This is a genomic window from Bordetella sp. H567 (genome assembly GCF_001704295.1).
Classification (GTDB): domain Bacteria; phylum Pseudomonadota; class Gammaproteobacteria; order Burkholderiales; family Burkholderiaceae_B; genus Bordetella_C.
Window position 1 is genome coordinate 1,295,815 of the sequence record NZ_CP012334.1, and the last position, 15,570, is coordinate 1,311,384.

Here is a 15,570-nt window from a genome sequence, read left to right on the forward strand (position 1 = left end):
TCACGCCGGCGATTCAGGCAAGGGCTGGATGGCCTGGCCGCCGCAGCGGGCCAGCAGCGTGTCCAGGCCTGCACCGTCCAGCACCATGCCCGGCGCCAGGTCGCGCAGCGGCAGTAGAACGAAGGCACGTTCCCGCATGCGCGGATGCGGCAGGGTCAAGCGCGGCGAGTCCAGCCGCAAGTCGCCGTAAATCAGCAGATCCAGGTCCAGCGTGCGGGGGGCATTGCGATAGGGGCGTTCGCGGCCATGCGCTTGTTCGATCGCTTGTAGCGCGTCCAGCAGCGCCAGCGGCGGCAGCGTGGTGCGCAGGCGGGCGACCGCGTTGATGAAATCCGGGCCGCTCGCATCCACCGGCGCGGATCGGTAGAAGGGCGATGCGGCGCATTCGCCGATGCCTGGGGTGGCGGCGAGTTCGCGCAAGGCCTGGCGCAGTGTCTCCGCGCCGTCGCCCAGGTTGGCGCCCAGGCCGATATAGGCGGTGGCACCGGACGCCGCGGCGTCGGACGGCGCGCATTGCGCGGCCTCTGTCCCGTACGCCGCCATGGCTTTACTCGTCGTGGCCGTGCGCCACCACGGCCTGGCCGCCACCACCGCTGCTGCGGCGGCGCGAACGCCGGCGGCGCGGCGCCGCCGCGTCATCGCCCTTGGCGCGCGGCGCGCGCGCGGCCTCGTCGATCATCTGGGCGCGCGTGGCGTCGTCGGCATTGGCCAGGTCCATCCACCATTGCGCCAGCACGCTGTCGAATTCCCCGGCCGCGGCGCGCAGCTGCAGGAAGTCACAGGCGGCACGGAAGCGAGGCTGCTCCAGCATGCGATAGATGGTCTTGCCCATGCGGCGCTCGAAGCGCGGCTGCATGAACCAGATTTCGCGCATATCGGCGGAAAAACGGCGCTGGATGGCCAGTTTTTCGGTTTGTTCGTCCAGCACCGAATCGGCCGCCTGCAGCAGCGCGGGTATCGGCAGCTCGCCCTGCTTGCACAGGTCGCGCCAACGGACTTCCACCTGCTGCCACAACAGCGCGGCAAAGAGGAAGCTGGGGCTGATGGTCTTGCCGGCGCGCACGCGGGCGTCGGTGCGTTCCAGCGCCAGTTCGACGAACTGCTCGCCCTGCGGCTGTTCCAGCACCACGTCGAGCAGGGGCAGCACCCCGTGATGCAGGCCCACGGCCCGCAACTGCCGCAGGCAATCCATGGCGTGGCCACAGGTCAGCAGCTTGAGCATTTCGTCGAACAGGCGCGAGGCCGGTACGTTTTCGATCAGGCTGGCCATGGACTGGATGGGCGCGCGCGTGTCGTCGTCGATGGCACCGTTCAGCTTGGCCGCGAAGCGCACCGCGCGCAGCATGCGCACCGGGTCTTCGCGATAGCGCTTGGCCGGATCGCCGATCATGCGCACCATGCGCTTTTTCAAGTCGGCGACGCCGTTGTGGTAATCGATGACGATTTCCGTCAGCGGGTCGTAGTACAGCGCGTTCATGGTGAAATCGCGGCGCGCCGCGTCTTCTTCCTGGCTGCCGAAGACGTTGTCGCGCAGGATGCGGCCGTGTTCGTCGGTTTCCGTGTCTTCCGTGGCCAAGGCGCGGAAAGTCGACGTTTCGATGATTTCCTGGCCGAAGACCACGTGGACCAGCTGGAAACGGCGGCCGATGATGCGGGCGCGCCGGAACAGCGGGCGTATCTGCTCCGGCGTGGCGTTGGTCGCGATGTCGAAATCCTTGGGTTCGATGCCGACGATCAGGTCGCGCACCGCGCCCCCGACGAGATAGGCCTCGTAGCCCGCCTGGCGCAGGACTTCACAGACCTTGATGGCATGCCGCGATACGTTGCGGCGGTCGATGCCGTGGCGCTCTTGCGGGATGCGTAGCGGCCCGCGTGCCGGGAATAGCCGGGCGACGAATTTTTTTATGGTTTCCGTGATCATCGAATTCAGGACTTCGCATCTTCCATGTGGGCAAACAGATCCAGCACCTGCCATCCCTTCGCCTGCGCAAGCTCGCGCAGCGCGGGACTGGGATTGGTCGCCACCGGCCGGGTGACCGCTTCCAGCAGCGGCACGTCGTTGATCGAGTCGCTATAAAAAAACGTTTCGGAAAAATCCGCAAGGGCCAGGCCCATTCCGGCCAGCCACTCGTTTACCCGCACTACCTTGCCTTCCTTGAAGCTGGGCGTACCCGCGATGCGGCCCGTATAGCGGCCGGCGACGTATTCCGGCAGGGTTGCGACCAGGTGCGGCACGCCGAAGGCGCGGCTGATCGGCGCGGTGACGAAGTGGTTGGTGGCGGTGACCACCGCGCACAGGTCGCCGTTTTCGAGGTGTTCCTGCACCAGCCGCACGGCGGTGCCTTCGATGGCCGGACGGATGACCTCGGCCATGTATTGCTCGTGCCACAGGGCCAGTTCGAAAGGCGTATGGGCGGCCAGCAGCCCCAGCATGAATTCCGCCGATTGTTCCGCGGTCAGCTCGCCGCGGTTGTAGCGAACCATGAGGTCTTCGTTGCGCGCCCGCGCTTCGTCCGGATCGCCGGCGCGCCCCGTGCGGGCCAGGAAATCGGCCCACTGGTAATCGCTGTCCAGGGGCAGCAGCGTGTGATCGAGATCGAAGAGGGCCAGGCGTGCAGCAGTCATGAGGTAGGGGTATCCGGGTCCGCCAGCATTGCGCGCAGCAGCGGTATGGTCAAGGGCCGGCGCGTGGCCAGCGAATAGCGATCCAGGGCGTCCAGCAGCGCGGCCAGGCGGCGCATGTCGCGCTCGTAATGGGTGAGCATCCAGTTGATGACTTCCGGCGCCAGTTGCAGGCCGCGTTCGGCGGCCTGCGCGGAAAGCGCCGCCAGTTTGTCGGCGTCGGACAGCGGATCGAGGCGGAATACCAGGTCCCACCCCAGCCGGGTGCGCAGGTCCTCGCGCAGCGGCATGGCCAACGGGGCGCGGTCGCCGGCGACGGCCAGGGCGAAGGCATGCTGGGTTGCCGCCGATTCGCGCCAGCGATTGTACAAGGCAAACAGCGCCGCCTGCCCGGCATCGTCCATGCGGTGCAGGTCGTCCACCGCCACGATGGCCGGCATGGGATCGCCCGGATTGACCTGCGCCAGGGTCGCGAGTTCCGCCGCGGCGTCGCGGGCGCCGATATAGCGGCCCCCCGGCGCCCCCGCGATCGCGCGCAGCAGGTGGCTGCGCCCGCAACCGGCCGGACCCCACAGGTACAGCGCCCCCCCCGGCGACAGGCGGCGCGCCGCGTCCAGCGCCTGGCCATTGGGGCCGGCGATGTAGTTGCCCAGCGATGGCGCGGGCTCGGGAAGGACGTCTAGCAGCAGCTGTCGGTTCATGTGGACAAGACGGCCCGGCCATTGCCGGCGCCAGGCGCGGCCGGGCGGAAGGGCCGTCCAGGTACCCGCTGGCGAAGAAAAGGTGGGCTCATCGTAAAATCAGTAGGGCTGACTCGAAAAAATCCCGCAATTTTTACATACCCCACGGTTTTCCTCATGACAAATCAACCTTCCGCCCCGCTGACCTACCGCGATGCCGGTGTCGATATCGACGCGGGCGACGCCCTGGTCGACCGCATCAAGCCGCTGGCGGCCCGCACCATGCGGCCCGGCGTGCTGGCCGGCATAGGCGGCTTCGGCGCGCTGTTCGAAGTCCCCGGGAAATACCGCGAACCCGTGCTGGTGTCCGGCACGGATGGCGTGGGCACCAAGCTGAAGCTGGCCTTCCAGTGGAACCGGCACGATACCGTGGGCATCGACCTGGTGGCCATGAGCGTGAACGACATCCTGGTCCAGGGCGCCGAACCCTTGTTCTTCCTGGACTACTTCGCCTGCGGCAAGCTGGCGGTGGATACCGCCGCCGCCGTGGTCGGCGGCGTGGCCCGCGGCTGCGAACTGGCGGGCTGCGCGCTGATCGGCGGCGAAACCGCCGAAATGCCGGGCATGTATCCGGACGGCGAATACGACCTGGCCGGATTCGCCGTCGGCGCGGTCGAAAAATCCGCGATCATCGACGGCAAGTCCATCCGGCCGGGCGACGCCATCCTGGGCCTGGCCTCCAGCGGCGCGCATTCCAACGGCTATTCGCTGGTCCGCAAGATCCTGGATCGCGCCGGCGCCACGCCGGAACAGGAATTCGACGGGCGGACGCTGGGCGACGCCGTCATGGCCCCCACCCGCATTTACGTCAAGCCCGTGCTGGCGGCGCTGGCCCGCCATGGCGCGGCCATCAAGGGCCTGGCTCACATCACCGGCGGCGGCCTGGTCGAGAACGTGCCGCGCATCCTGCAGGCCGATGTGGCCGCCGTGCTGCATCGTGACGCCTGGCGGATGCCGGCCCTGTTCGATTGGCTGCAGCAGCAGGGCGGCGTGGCGGACGCGGAAATGCATCGCGTCTTCAACTGCGGAATCGGCATGGTCATCGTCGTGGACGCGGCGCAGGCCGACGCCGTGGCGGCCACCCTGCGGGAACAGGGCGAAACCGTGGACCGCATCGGCGAAATCGTTGCCCGCCAGGGCGACGCCCCGCGGACCGTGGTGCGGTAAGGGAAACGCGGCGGGCGAAGGCGCGATGGCGATGCGCGGTCCGGCACTCCGGTCCTGGCGGTGTGGGGCGGTGGCGCGGGCTTACGCGCACGCCTGCGGCCCGGGGAACACGAGGGGGAAGCGCCCCGCCCGGCTCCTCGAGTAGCGCCCGGCCATCGTTTCCTGGAACGCGACCGCCATCACTTTTATGAAGCGCAGTTTTTTCTCGATGGCGCGGTCATCCATCGCGTCGAGGGCGCTCCAGTCGGACAGTGCGTCGCAGGCCTGGCGGTTCATCAACCAGGTTCTTCGATAGGGCGCGCCTGTCAGTGCGGCGGAGAGCCGTTCATGGATGCTGTCCAGCGCGATATTGGCCCCGGCCAGCCGGAACCATGATCCGTCCAGCTGCATTTCAGCGACAAGGGCATCGAGCAGTAATTCTAGGGATCCGGAATCCCTCCAGTTGCCATACGCCACACGGACTTGCGGTGAAGGCCCTGCCTTATGCCATCGCTCGAGTATGTCGCGGATGATGGGCAATTCGGCATATTTGCCCTGGCCGGTGCGCAGCTCCGCGAGCGCCTGTTCTTCGACAGGGTAGAGCGGCCCCGCGAGGGTGCCGGTATCCGTGTCGCCCTGATAGTGCCTTATCGGGTGTTTTGCCCGGAAATCGACCGGCATCGCTACAGGCTCGATCCCGGCGGCTTCGGGCGTGGGCCGATAGGGCGTGAACGAGGCGAAAGAAGCGCCGGCGCCGGTATCCCCGGCTTTTCGCGATGCATGGACCGGAGCGGGCAAAGGTGCAAATGGCGGGTCGGGAAGCAAAGACGGACAGGCTGGCGCGGAAGCGGTGCTGGGAACTTTCATGGCCCTTCTCATTGCGATGTACGGCAGACCGCGTTTTGTGTCCGGATGAGGGTGGGCGGGTTCCCTTTCGGGCGCTGTCGGTCGGCACGCAAGCGGGCGCTGTCCGCCGGCACGCAAGCGGACTTACACCGAATGCAATAGTGGCCCGTCCGGCAGACCGCCCAGGATCCGTGCGTCGAATCAGCCGCCGCGCACGGCAGGGTGCCCGGTCAGCCCGGCAGGCCGTTCCACGCCTTCAGGATCTCGGCGCCGGCATCCGCCACCCGGTCCACGGCGTCCGCGGACAGGCAATCGACGACGATGCGGTCCGGCTGCGCCCGCAGCCAGGTCAATTGCCGCTTGGCCAGCTGGCGGGTAGCGGCAATGCCCTGTTCGCGGGCAGTTGAAAGGTCGGTCTCGCCATCCAGGAAGGTCCATAGCTGGCGGTAACCCACGCAGCGCATCGAAGGCATACCCGCGTGCAGGTCACCCCGCGCGCGCAGCGTGCGCACCTCGTCCACCAGGCCCTGTTCCAGCATGAGGTCGAACCGCTGGGCGATGCGCGCATGCAGCGCCGCGCGATCCGTGGGCTCCAGGCTGATCGTCACGTAGCGGTGTGCGTCTTCGGTGGTTTGCTGGCGCGGCTCGGTCGAGCGCCGCAGCAGGGCGGACATCGGTTGTCCGCTGACGATGCAGACTTCCAGCGCGCGCTGGATGCGCTGGCTGTCATTGGGTTTCAGCCTTGACGCGGTGGCAGGGTCCAGCCGCGCCAGTTCGGCGTGCATGGCCGGCCAGCCTATATCGGCCGCGCGGGCTTCCAGCGAGGCGCGTAGCGCCGGGTCGGCCGACGGCAGATCGTCCAGTCCCTCGCGCAAGGCCTTGAAGTACAGCATGGTGCCGCCCGCCAGCAGGGGTACGTGGCCGCGGCCATGGATTTCGTCGATCAGCCGCAGCGCATCGGCGCGGAATTCCGCGGCCGAATACGCCTGCGCGGGGTCGCGAATGTCCAGGAGGTGCTGCGGCACGCGCGCGCGTTCCTCGGCGCCGGGCTTCGCCGTGCCGATGTCCATGCCGCGATAGATGGTGGCCGAATCGACGTTCACGATCTCCAGCGGCCATCGCTGGGCGAGCGCGAGCGTGGCGGCGCTCTTGCCGGCCGCGGTGGGGCCGGTCAGGCAAAGAATGGGTCGCGCCGTCATGCCTGGGCGTGGCTCTTCATGGGGTTATTGGCCGCGCAGGAACAGGCGGTCCAGCTCGGATACCGACCATTGCACCCACGTGGGCCGGCCATGATTGCACTGGTCCGCGCGTTCGGTGGCCTCCATGCGGCGTAGCAGGGCGTTCATTTCCTCGAGGGTCAGGCGGCGATTGGCACGCACCGAGCCGTGGCAGGCCATGGTGGAGAGCAGTTCGTTGCGCTGTTCCGTCAGCAGGCGGGATACGCCCACCGTGGCCAGGTCGCGCAGCAGCGCCCGCGCCAGCGATTCCACGTCGCCCCGCGCCAGCAGCGCGGGCACGGAGCGCACGGCGATGGACGCCGGCCCCGCGGGCCGCATGCGGAATCCCAGTTCTTCCAGCTGCGCTTCGCATTCCTCGACCAGCGCGACGTCTTTTTCCTGCGCGTTGAACACCACCGGCACCAGCAGGTCCTGGCGCGGCATACTGCGCGCGTCCAGCGCGGATTTCAGCTGCTCGTAGACGACGCGTTCGTGGGCGGCGTGCATATCGACGAGGACGAGGCCGCGCTTGTTCTGCGCCAGGATGTAGATGCCGTGCAACTGGCCCAGCGCCATGCCCAGCGGGTGGTCCTCGTCGTCGGGCAGTGCGGCATTGCCCGCCGACGGTTCGCGCAGGGGCATGGCGGACGGGCCGCCTGCGGCCCCCGCCAGCGCAGCGGCATAGTCCACCACGGCCGGCGGCGCGGCGCTTTCACCGCTGCCCCGCGCGGGGTCTTGCATGGCATGGCCGGATCCGTCCTCCAGCGGACGGTACAGGCTTTGCCAGTCGCCGGCGCCGCCCGTCGCCGGGCCGCCTTGCAGCCGGAAGGGCACTTGCGTATGCGGCCTGGGCGCCGGGAAGGCGGGATGGAGGGGGCGGTATGTCGACGCCGGCGCGGCGCCGCCTCCCGGCGGGTGGGCGCTGCCGGCGCGGAAACCGTCGCCGCCGTCCGCCGCGCCGGGGCCGGTGTCGGGGCGGTCCGGCATATCGGCGTTGACCGATCCCGCGAAGACGCTTTGCCCGCCGGTCTGGGCCAGCGCGTCGGAGACGGCCTGGGAAACGAAGCGGTGGACCGCGCCGCTATCGCGAAAACGCACCTCGTGCTTGGCCGGATGCACGTTGACGTCGACCGCCGCCGGATCGATCTCCAGGAACAGGACATAGGCCGGCTGCCGGTCGCCATGCAGGACGTCGGCATAGGCACTGCGCAGGGCATGGCTGACGGTGCGATCGCGCACGTAGCGTCCGTTGACGTACAGGTATTGGCGGTCCGCTCGGGCGCGTGCGGCGGTGGGCCGGGTGATCATGCCGGTCAGCGCGACTGGACCGATGGCACGATCGACCAGCACGCCCTGGTCGGCGAACTCCGCGCCCAGCACATCGCGGATGCGCTGCGGCGCATCGGCGGGCAGCCATTGGCGATGCGCCCGGTCGTGATGAAACAGCCGGAAGGCGATGCCCGGATGCGCCATGGCGATGCGCTCCATGGCATCCAGGCAATGGCCGAACTCCGTCGCCTCGGCGCGCAGGAATTTGCGGCGCGCCGGCACGGCATCGAACAGCTGCCGCACGTCCACGGTGGTGCCGGGCGGTCCGGACGCCGGCGCGATCTCGCCGCTACCGGCATCGATCTGCGAGGCGTGCGCGTCGTCGCGCGTCCGTGAAATCAACGTCAAACGCGCGACCGATGCGATGGACGCCAGCGCTTCGCCGCGAAACCCCATGGACCCCACGGCTTCCAGTTCGTCCAGCGTGGCGATCTTGCTGGTCGCGTGGCGGCGCAGGGCCAGGGGCAGTTCGTCGGGCGGGATGCCGCCGCCGTCGTCGGTGACCGCGATGCGGCGGATGCCGCCGCCTTCGAGCCTGACTTCGATGGCCCTTGCCCCGGCGTCGATCGCGTTCTCCAGCAGTTCCTTCAGGACGGACGCCGGGCGCTCGATGACCTCGCCGGCGGCGATCTGGCTGATCAAGAGGTCGGGAAGGGCGGCGATGGGGCGGCGATCGGACATGGACGGGGAATGACTAGGGTTTGCGATCGATTTTAGCCCTGGTGCCCGGTCGGCTATAGTCGCGGGCTGGCCCACCCTCCTTACTGATTCCCCTGGCATGCTCGATTTACTCAATATGGTGTTGCACATCGACCAGACTCTGGGAGTCTGGGTCGCCCAGTACGGCTCCTGGGTCTACCTGGTGCTGTTCCTGATCGTGTTTGGAGAAACGGGCTTCGTGGTCCTGCCTTTCCTGCCGGGCGATTCGCTGCTGTTCATCGCCGGTGCGTTCGGGGCCTCCGGCCATATCGACCCCATGCTGCTTGCCGTGCTGCTGATCATCGCGGCAATCACCGGCAACACCTTGAACTATGCGATCGGCCGCTACATCGGGCCTCGGGTTTTTTCCATGAACGTGCGCTTCCTGGATCGCTCGGCGCTGATGCGCACCCATGCCTTCTACGAAAAGCACGGCGGCAAGACCATCGTCCTGTCGCGCTTCATCCCGCTGGTACGCACCTTCGCGCCCTTCGTGGCCGGTGTCGCGGAGATGAGCGTGGCGCGTTTCCAGCTGTTCAATATCAGCGGGGCGGTCCTGTGGGTGGGCAGCCTGGTGACGGCCGGTTATTTCTTCGGCAACATCCCGATGGTCAAGGAACGCCTGAACCTGATCGTGCTGATCGGGCTGGGGGCGGCCATACTGCCGCTGGTCCTGGCCGGTTTGTGGAAGATCGTCCGCCGCCGGCATGGCAGCACGACGCATATTCCCAAGCATTGAACACGGCGCCGGCTTGCCCGCGGGGCGCCGGCTCGATCGTCAGCTGACGTCGCCCACCCGCGCCAGCGGCGGATTGGTGGTCAGGTAGCGCTGGATGCCGGTGAACATCGCCAGCGCCAGCTTGTCCTGGTGCGCGGACGATTTCAACAGCGCTTCTTCATTGGGATTGCTGATGAAGGCGGTTTCCACCAGGATGGAAGGGATGTCCGGCGCCTTCAGCACGGCGAAGCCGGCCTGTTCGACGTCGTCCTTGTGCAGCCGGTTGATCTTCTTGATCTCTTCCAGCAGCACGCTGCCCAGTTTCAGCGAATCGTGGATCTGCGCCGAGGTGGAAAGGTCCAGCAGCACTTTGGCCACTTGCTCGTCGTGCGAGCCCAGGTTGACCCCGCCGATCAGGTCCGCGGCATTTTCCTTGTTGGCCATCCAGCGCGCGGCCGCGCTGGACGCGCCGCGCTGGGACAGGGCGAACACCGAGGAACCGCTTGCGCTGGGCTTGATCCACGCGTCCGCGTGGATGGATACGAACAGATCGGCGCGTACGCGCCGCGCCTTTTGCACGCGCACGTGCAGCGGCACGAAATAATCATCGTCGCGCGTCAGGTAGGCGCGCATGTTCGGTTGCGCGTCGATCAGCGTCTTCAGGCGATGCGCGATGCGCAGCACCACGTCTTTTTCCCGCAGGCCGGTCTGGCCACTGGCGCCCGGGTCCTCGCCGCCATGGCCGGGATCCAGCGCGATGGTCAGCATGCGCTTGCGGCCGCTCAATTTGGGCGAGGGTTCGGAAGGACGTGGCAAGGCCACCGTGGGCGGCGTATTGGGCAGCGGCGCCGGCGGCGGAATGGTGGCGGTCGCGGGCCCCGGCGGATTGCGCGAGATGTCTTCCAGGATGCGCGCGAGCGGGTCGTCGACATCCGGTCCGGCGGGTTTTTTCAGTATCGCCATCAAGGGGTCTTGCGCCACCTTGGGGTACAGGTCCAGCACCAGGCGGTACTGGTAGTCCGCCACCGGCTTCAGCGTGAAGATCTGCGGCGCCACGGCTTGCTTCAGATCGAAGACCAGGCGCACGACGTTGGGGCGGTTCTGCGCGATGCGCAGCGAACGGATATACGGATCGTCGCGGCGGATCCTGGCCGCCAGGTCGTTCAGGGACTGGCTCATGGACAATCCCTGGATATCGACCACGAGGCGGTCAGGATTTTCCAGGGTGAATTGTTCCGCCTTGAGTTCGCTGTCCAGTTCCAGCGTGACGCGCGTGTATTCGTCCGCGGGCCAGGTGCGTACCGCCAGTATCGTGGCGGCCCGCGCCAGGCGGGGAATGACGGGCAGGACGAGCAGCGTGGCCGCGGCGCCGATCAGGCGTCGCCGGGAGACGGCGCGCCGGGAGACCGGGGCGCCTGGAGGGGGACAATCGCGTTCAGCCATAGTTGTCCTCGAGCGGTATGCGCGGTCAATGTGGCATCCCGTCCTTGCCCGGCGTAGGCCAGGTCAATGTGCAGATCGGGTGGGGGTAAAAGGCCCCCCGCCCGTTCCGGCCATTCGATCAAGACGACCACATCATCCCGCAGTAAATCGCGGAATCCTGCGTCCAGCCACTCGCGTGGATCGCTAAATCTATAAAAATCAAAGTGATAGAAGTATAAGTTAGAAACTTTATAGGATTCAAGCAGCGCATAACTTGGGCTTTTGATCCGGCCCTTAATGCCGCTTTCCCGCAACAAGGCGCGTACGAAGGCGGTTTTCCCCGCCCCCAGGTCCCCGGAAAGGTGGATGCGGCCCCCCGGCGCCGCGGTGCCGGCCGCGCCGTTCAGCAGGGGCGCGACGCGACGCGCCAGGTCGTCGGTGGCGCGGTCGTCGGGCAAATGCAGGGTCAGGCTGCTGAGGGCGGACATGACGCGGGTCGAGTGGTAAAAACAGGGGATTATAGAAACCGCCGGCGCGTGCCGCGCAGGCGAACCAAGGAGCCGCATCGCCATGAAGACCCGCACCGAGAAAGACACCTTCGGCCCCATCGACGTCCCCGCCGATCATCTCTGGGGCGCGCAGACGCAGCGATCGCTGCAGTTCTTCGCCATCTCCACGGAGAAGATGCCGGTGCCCCTGGTCGATGCGATGGCGCGGCTGAAGAAGGCGGCAGCGCAGGTCAATGCCCAGCTCGGCGAACTGGACCGGGGCATCGCCGATGCCATCGTACAGGCAGCCGACGAAGTCATCGCCGGCAAGTGGCCCAACGAATTTCCCCTGTCGGTGTGGCAGACGGGGTCGGGCACGCAAAGCAATATGAACATGAACGAAGTGCTGGCGAACCGCGCGTCGGAAATCCTGGGCGGTGAACGCGGCGAAGGCCGCAAGGTGCATCCGAACGACCACGTGAACCGCGGCCAGTCGTCCAACGACACGTTCCCCACCGCCATGCACGTCGCGGCCGCGGTGCAAGTGGAACAGCATCTGTTGCCTGCGCTGAAGGCGCTGCGCGCCACGATGGCGGAAAAGAGCGCCGCGTTCTACGACATCGTCAAGATCGGCCGCACGCACTTGCAGGACGCGACGCCGCTGACGCTGGGGCAGGAGTTCTCAGGCCACGTCGCGCAGCTCGATCTGTCCGAACAGCAGATACGCGCGGCGCTGCCCGGCCTGCACCAGTTGGCGATCGGCGGCACGGCGGTCGGCACCGGCCTGAACGCGCATCCGGAATTCAGCGCGCGCGTGTCGGCCCAGCTCGCGCACGATACCGGCGCGGCCTTCGTGTCGGCGCCGAACAAATTCCAGGCGCTCGCCTCGCACGAGGGCTTGCTGTTCATGCACGGCGCGCTCAAGACGCTGGCCGCGGGCCTGATCAAGCTGGCCAACGACGTGCGGTGGCTGGCCAGCGGTCCGCGCTCAGGCCTGGGAGAAATCAGCATTCCTGAAAACGAGCCGGGCAGTTCCATCATGCCGGGCAAGGTGAATCCCACGCAGTGCGAGGCGATCACCATGCTGGGCGCCCAGGTGCTGGGCAATGACGTGGCGATCAATATCGGCGGCGCCAGCGGCAATTTCGAGCTCAACGTCTTCAAGCCGCTGCTCATACACAACTTCCTGCAGTCGGTGCGCCTGCTCGCCGACGGCATGAACAGTTTCAACGCGCATTGCGCCAAGGGCATCGAGCCCAACCGCGAGCGCATCGCCGAACTGGTGGACCGGTCGCTGATGCTGGTGACGGCGCTGAATCCCCACATCGGCTATGACAAGGCCGCGCAGATCGCCAAGAAGGCGCACAAGGAGAACCTGTCGTTGAAGGAAGCCGCGCTGCAGCTTGGCCATGTCACCGACGCCCAGTTCCAGCAATGGGTCGTGCCCGCCGACATGACCAACGCCGTGCGCAAACCGTAATTGCCGGCATTCGGGTTTCGCAAGTCCGCGGTCGCGGGACCAAGGGCTTGCCCCGGTACCTCGTGTAAAAAAATGCTGCTATCCTGCGCGGTCGTGCAGGAGCGTGCACCTGCCCATGAGGCGAAGGAATGCACGCCCGCAGCCAAATCAGCCCGCAAAGGGCGGGTTGAAGAACATACAGGAGATCAGTCCATGATGAAAATCCGCACGCTGGCGATGGCCATCGGGCTGGGCGCGGGTGCCCTGGCCGCATCTGCGCAGGCCGCCGACAAATACCCCAGCCATGCCATACGCGTAATCGTGCCGTTCGCTCCCGGCGGCTCCACCGATATCATCGCGCGCCTGGTCACGCAGCGCATGAGCCAGGAGCTGGGCCAGCCCATGGTGATCGAGAACAAGGGCGGCGCGGGTGGCGCGATCGGCGCGGCGGAAGCCGCCAAGGCCGCGCCCGACGGCTACACCTTGTCCATCGCGACGGTGTCGACGATGGCCGTGAACCCGGCCTGCCGTCCCAACGACCTGCCCTACGATCCGATCAAGGACTTCCAGCCGGTCACCAACTTCGCCAACACCGCCAATGTGGTGTCGGTGAATCCGAAGAAGCTGCCGGTCAAGGACTTCAAGGAATTCCTCGATCGGCTGAAGAAGAATCCGGGCAAGTATTCCTACGGCAGCTCGGGCACCTGCGGCGTGCTGCACCTGATGGGCGAATCGTTCAAGCTGGCCACGGGGACGGACATCGTGCACGTTCCCTACAAGGGCTCGGGCCCCGCGCTGGCCGACGTGGTGGGCGGCCAGATCGAAATCCTGTTCGACAACCTGCCGTCGTCCATGCCGCAGATCCAGGCGAAGGCCATCAAGCCGATGGCGGTGGCGTGGCCGACGCGCATCAAGTCCATGCCTGACGTGCCGACCTTCGCCGAGGTGGGCTACCCGTCGGTCAACCAGCCGGTGTGGTATGGCCTGCTGGCGCCCGCCGGCACGCCCATGGACGTCGTGAACAAGCTGCGCAATGCCGCCGTGGTGGCGCTGAAGGATCCCAGGGTGATCAAGGCCTTGGACGAGCAGGGCTCCGAAGCTTCGGGCAATACGCCCGAGGAATTCGCCAAGGAAATCCGCTCGCAGTACGACTGGGCCAAGGAAATCGTGAAGAAGCAGAACATCAAGCTCGAATAAGCGGCGCGATGCCGATGGGAAAAAAGCCAGGCCGGTGTGCCTGGCTTTTTTTTCCGCGGCCGTGCCTGGGCGTAGCAGCATGCGCGACGTACCCCGGCATGGCGAGCGCCTACAATGCCGCCATGAGCAAGAGCCGACACGTCTCCGAAACCCCGGCGACGCAATTCTTGAAGCAGCACAAGGTGGCCTATACCGAGCACACCTACGACTACGTCGACCACGGCGGGGCCGGCGAAGCCGCGCGCCAACTGGGCCTGGACCCGCATGCCGTCGTCAAGACGCTGGTCATGGAAGACGAGGCCGCGCGGCCGCTGATCGTGCTGATGCACGGAGACCGCGAGGTCTCCACCAAGAACCTGGCGCGGCAGGCCGGCCTGAAGAAGGTCGCGCCGTGCCAGCCGGAAGCGGCGCAGCGCCACTCTGGCTACCAGGTGGGCGGCACGTCGCCTTTCGGCACACGCAAGCGCATGCCGGTCTGGGTGGAGGCCAGCGTGCTGGAGCACTCCACCATCTACATCAACGGCGGCCGGCGGGGCTACCTGGTCGGCATTGCCCCGGCCGTGCTGGTCGACCTGCTGGGTGCGCGTCCGGTCTCGGTGGCCTTGGATTAGTGGCGGGACGCCTTGCCGGTGTCGCGATGGCAGCGCGGCCGGGAATGTCCCGGCGATGCGCGCCAGGCGCCGCGCGCGGTGGGCGATGCGGCGCGTCCTTCACGCGTCGTGCGGATGCGCATGGCGGCGCCTGTATTCGGCCGGGGTCACGCCGACATGCTTGTAGAAGGTGCGGCGCAGCGTATCGGCATTGGCGAAGCCGCATTCCGCCGCGACCTGCTTGGGTGTCCGCGAGCCGCTTTCCAGCAGGGAACGGGCGGCCGATACGCGGGCCGCTTCCACCCATGCCGCGGGCGTGATGCCGGTCTGGGTGCGGAACAGCCGGGCGAAGTGGCGCGGACTCAGTCCCGCGTGTTGCGCCAGGCTCGGCACGTCATGCCGCAGCCCCGGATGGGCCGCAACCCAGCGCTGCACCTCTTGCAGGACGGAACGGCCGGCGGGATGGGTTTCGCCCTTGCGGCTGAACTGCAATTGGCCGCCGGGCCGCTTGAAGAACATGACCAATTGGCTGGCCACGCGCCGCGCGATCTCCCGCCCCAGGTCTTCTTCCACCAGCGCCAGGGCCAGGTCCAACCCGGCCGTTACGCCGGCGGCGGTGCGCAGCTTGCCGTCGCGCACGTATAGGGCGTCTTCGTCCACCGTGACCGTGGGGTAGGCCTGGATCAGCGCTTCGGCCGATGCCCAATGTGTGGTGATGTGGCGGCCATCCAGCAGCCCGGCCGCGGCCAGGACGAAGGCGCCGGTGCAAACCGAGCCGTAGCGCCGCGATCGCGACGCGCAGTCGCGCAGCCACGGGGCCAGATGCGCGGGCAGGTGCAGCTCGTGGGCGTGCGGGGCCCCTGCGACCAGCAGGGTATCGAACCGGTCGTCCGCCTGTCCGGCCACCGTATCCGGCAGGATCCGCGCCCCGGAGGAGCTGCGGACCGGCCCTGGCTCGCAGCCGATCACATGCAAGGTGTAGTACTCCCGCCCGGCCTCCAGGTTGGCCTGGGCGAACACATCCAGGGGACCGGAGATATCCAACAGCTGGACGCCCGGCAGAGCAAGAACGGCAATGGATTTGGGCATATTTGGAT

Annotated in this window: 15 protein-coding genes; 5 read left to right on the forward strand and 10 right to left on the reverse strand. The window is 67.3% G+C overall.

The window, feature by feature from the left end; translation table 11 throughout:
- From AKI39_RS05860 to hda, 4 genes are read right to left on the reverse strand one after another with little or no spacing between them, the layout of a single operon-like run.
- Complete coding sequence (locus AKI39_RS05860; protein ID WP_066633578.1) at positions 1-543, reverse strand: 2-amino-4-hydroxy-6-hydroxymethyldihydropteridine diphosphokinase; 543 nt, start codon at positions 541-543, stop codon at positions 1-3.
- Positions 544-547: 4 nt separating this feature from the next.
- On the reverse strand, positions 548-1,921 hold the full coding sequence (pcnB, locus tag AKI39_RS05865; protein ID WP_066633579.1) for a polynucleotide adenylyltransferase PcnB: 1,374 nt from the start codon (positions 1,919-1,921) through the stop codon (positions 548-550).
- A 5-nt stretch (positions 1,922-1,926) separates the two neighbouring features.
- Complete coding sequence (locus tag AKI39_RS05870; RefSeq protein WP_066633584.1) at positions 1,927-2,625, reverse strand: HAD family hydrolase; 699 nt, start codon at positions 2,623-2,625, stop codon at positions 1,927-1,929.
- The gene (gene hda / locus AKI39_RS05875; RefSeq protein ID WP_066633588.1) at positions 2,622-3,323 is read right to left on the reverse strand and encodes a DnaA regulatory inactivator Hda; all 702 of its coding nucleotides are present in this window, start codon (positions 3,321-3,323) and stop codon (positions 2,622-2,624) included. Before hda ends, AKI39_RS05870 begins: the two co-directional genes overlap by 4 nt.
- Before the next feature lie 156 nt (positions 3,324-3,479).
- Between hda and purM the strand changes: the two genes are divergently transcribed.
- A complete protein-coding gene (gene purM / locus AKI39_RS05880) occupies positions 3,480-4,529 on the forward strand; it encodes a phosphoribosylformylglycinamidine cyclo-ligase (RefSeq protein ID WP_066633589.1) in 1,050 nt (349 codons plus the stop codon).
- Between the two features lie 81 nt (positions 4,530-4,610).
- Here the strand turns inward: purM and AKI39_RS05885 are convergent, their stop codons facing one another.
- From AKI39_RS05885 to mutL, 3 genes are all read right to left on the reverse strand, one after another.
- Positions 4,611-5,375, reverse strand: a complete 765-nt coding sequence (locus AKI39_RS05885; protein ID WP_145925204.1) for a hypothetical protein — start codon at positions 5,373-5,375, stop codon at positions 4,611-4,613.
- 209 nt (positions 5,376-5,584) lie between these two features.
- The gene (gene miaA, locus AKI39_RS05890) at positions 5,585-6,553 is read right to left on the reverse strand and encodes a tRNA (adenosine(37)-N6)-dimethylallyltransferase MiaA (protein WP_066633594.1); all 969 of its coding nucleotides are present in this window, start codon (positions 6,551-6,553) and stop codon (positions 5,585-5,587) included.
- Positions 6,554-6,577: 24 nt separating this feature from the next.
- A complete protein-coding gene (gene mutL, locus AKI39_RS05895; RefSeq protein ID WP_066633597.1) occupies positions 6,578-8,581 on the reverse strand; it encodes a DNA mismatch repair endonuclease MutL in 2,004 nt (667 codons plus the stop codon).
- 97 nt (positions 8,582-8,678) lie between these two features.
- On the opposite strand from mutL, the gene AKI39_RS05900 reads away from it, so the two are divergent.
- The gene (locus tag AKI39_RS05900; RefSeq protein ID WP_076879665.1) at positions 8,679-9,338 is read left to right on the forward strand and encodes a VTT domain-containing protein; all 660 of its coding nucleotides are present in this window, start codon (positions 8,679-8,681) and stop codon (positions 9,336-9,338) included.
- A 39-nt stretch (positions 9,339-9,377) separates the two neighbouring features.
- Here the strand turns inward: AKI39_RS05900 and AKI39_RS05905 are convergent, their stop codons facing one another.
- On the reverse strand, positions 9,378-10,760 hold the full coding sequence (locus AKI39_RS05905) for an N-acetylmuramoyl-L-alanine amidase (RefSeq protein WP_066633608.1): 1,383 nt from the start codon (positions 10,758-10,760) through the stop codon (positions 9,378-9,380).
- Complete coding sequence (gene tsaE, locus AKI39_RS05910; RefSeq protein ID WP_066642287.1) at positions 10,691-11,227, reverse strand: tRNA (adenosine(37)-N6)-threonylcarbamoyltransferase complex ATPase subunit type 1 TsaE; 537 nt, start codon at positions 11,225-11,227, stop codon at positions 10,691-10,693. The genes AKI39_RS05905 and tsaE overlap by 70 nt, the downstream gene beginning before the upstream one ends.
- Positions 11,228-11,309: 82 nt before the next feature.
- Here tsaE and fumC point away from each other — a divergent pair, with 82 nt between their 5' ends.
- The 3 genes from fumC to ybaK all read left to right on the forward strand — a co-directional run bounded on the left by fumC (position 11,310) and on the right by ybaK (position 14,494).
- Positions 11,310-12,707, forward strand: coding sequence for a class II fumarate hydratase (gene fumC / locus AKI39_RS05915; protein WP_066633610.1), 1,398 nt, complete (start codon positions 11,310-11,312; stop codon positions 12,705-12,707).
- A gap of 192 nt (positions 12,708-12,899) precedes the next feature.
- The gene (locus AKI39_RS05920) at positions 12,900-13,883 is read left to right on the forward strand and encodes a tripartite tricarboxylate transporter substrate binding protein BugE (protein WP_066633611.1); all 984 of its coding nucleotides are present in this window, start codon (positions 12,900-12,902) and stop codon (positions 13,881-13,883) included.
- Positions 13,884-14,005: 122 nt separating this feature from the next.
- Positions 14,006-14,494, forward strand: a complete 489-nt coding sequence (gene ybaK / locus AKI39_RS05925) for a Cys-tRNA(Pro) deacylase (RefSeq protein WP_066642289.1) — start codon at positions 14,006-14,008, stop codon at positions 14,492-14,494.
- Between the two features lie 99 nt (positions 14,495-14,593).
- Here ybaK and AKI39_RS05930 read toward each other — a convergent pair whose 3' ends face one another.
- A complete protein-coding gene (locus AKI39_RS05930; protein ID WP_066633614.1) occupies positions 14,594-15,562 on the reverse strand; it encodes a GlxA family transcriptional regulator in 969 nt (322 codons plus the stop codon).
- Positions 15,563-15,570: the final 8 nt, after the last annotated feature.

Coding starts and splice junctions, on each gene's coding strand:
- AKI39_RS05905 (WP_066633608.1), bottom strand. CDS start 10,760: ATGGCTGAACGCGATTGTCCCCCTCCAGGCGCCCCGGTCTCCCGGCGC.
- purM (WP_066633589.1), top strand. CDS start 3,480: ATGACAAATCAACCTTCCGCCCCGCTGACCTACCGCGATGCCGGTGTC.
- hda (WP_066633588.1), bottom strand. CDS start 3,323: ATGAACCGACAGCTGCTGCTAGACGTCCTTCCCGAGCCCGCGCCATCG.
- miaA (WP_066633594.1), bottom strand. CDS start 6,553: ATGACGGCGCGACCCATTCTTTGCCTGACCGGCCCCACCGCGGCCGGC.
- AKI39_RS05900 (WP_076879665.1), top strand. CDS start 8,679: ATGCTCGATTTACTCAATATGGTGTTGCACATCGACCAGACTCTGGGA.
- AKI39_RS05870 (WP_066633584.1), bottom strand. CDS start 2,625: ATGACTGCTGCACGCCTGGCCCTCTTCGATCTCGATCACACGCTGCTG.
- fumC (WP_066633610.1), top strand. CDS start 11,310: ATGAAGACCCGCACCGAGAAAGACACCTTCGGCCCCATCGACGTCCCC.
- pcnB (WP_066633579.1), bottom strand. CDS start 1,921: ATGATCACGGAAACCATAAAAAAATTCGTCGCCCGGCTATTCCCGGCA.
- AKI39_RS05930 (WP_066633614.1), bottom strand. CDS start 15,562: ATGCCCAAATCCATTGCCGTTCTTGCTCTGCCGGGCGTCCAGCTGTTG.
- AKI39_RS05920 (WP_066633611.1), top strand. CDS start 12,900: ATGATGAAAATCCGCACGCTGGCGATGGCCATCGGGCTGGGCGCGGGT.
- AKI39_RS05885 (WP_145925204.1), bottom strand. CDS start 5,375: ATGAAAGTTCCCAGCACCGCTTCCGCGCCAGCCTGTCCGTCTTTGCTT.
- AKI39_RS05860 (WP_066633578.1), bottom strand. CDS start 543: ATGGCGGCGTACGGGACAGAGGCCGCGCAATGCGCGCCGTCCGACGCC.
- ybaK (WP_066642289.1), top strand. CDS start 14,006: ATGAGCAAGAGCCGACACGTCTCCGAAACCCCGGCGACGCAATTCTTG.
- mutL (WP_066633597.1), bottom strand. CDS start 8,581: ATGTCCGATCGCCGCCCCATCGCCGCCCTTCCCGACCTCTTGATCAGC.
- tsaE (WP_066642287.1), bottom strand. CDS start 11,227: ATGTCCGCCCTCAGCAGCCTGACCCTGCATTTGCCCGACGACCGCGCC.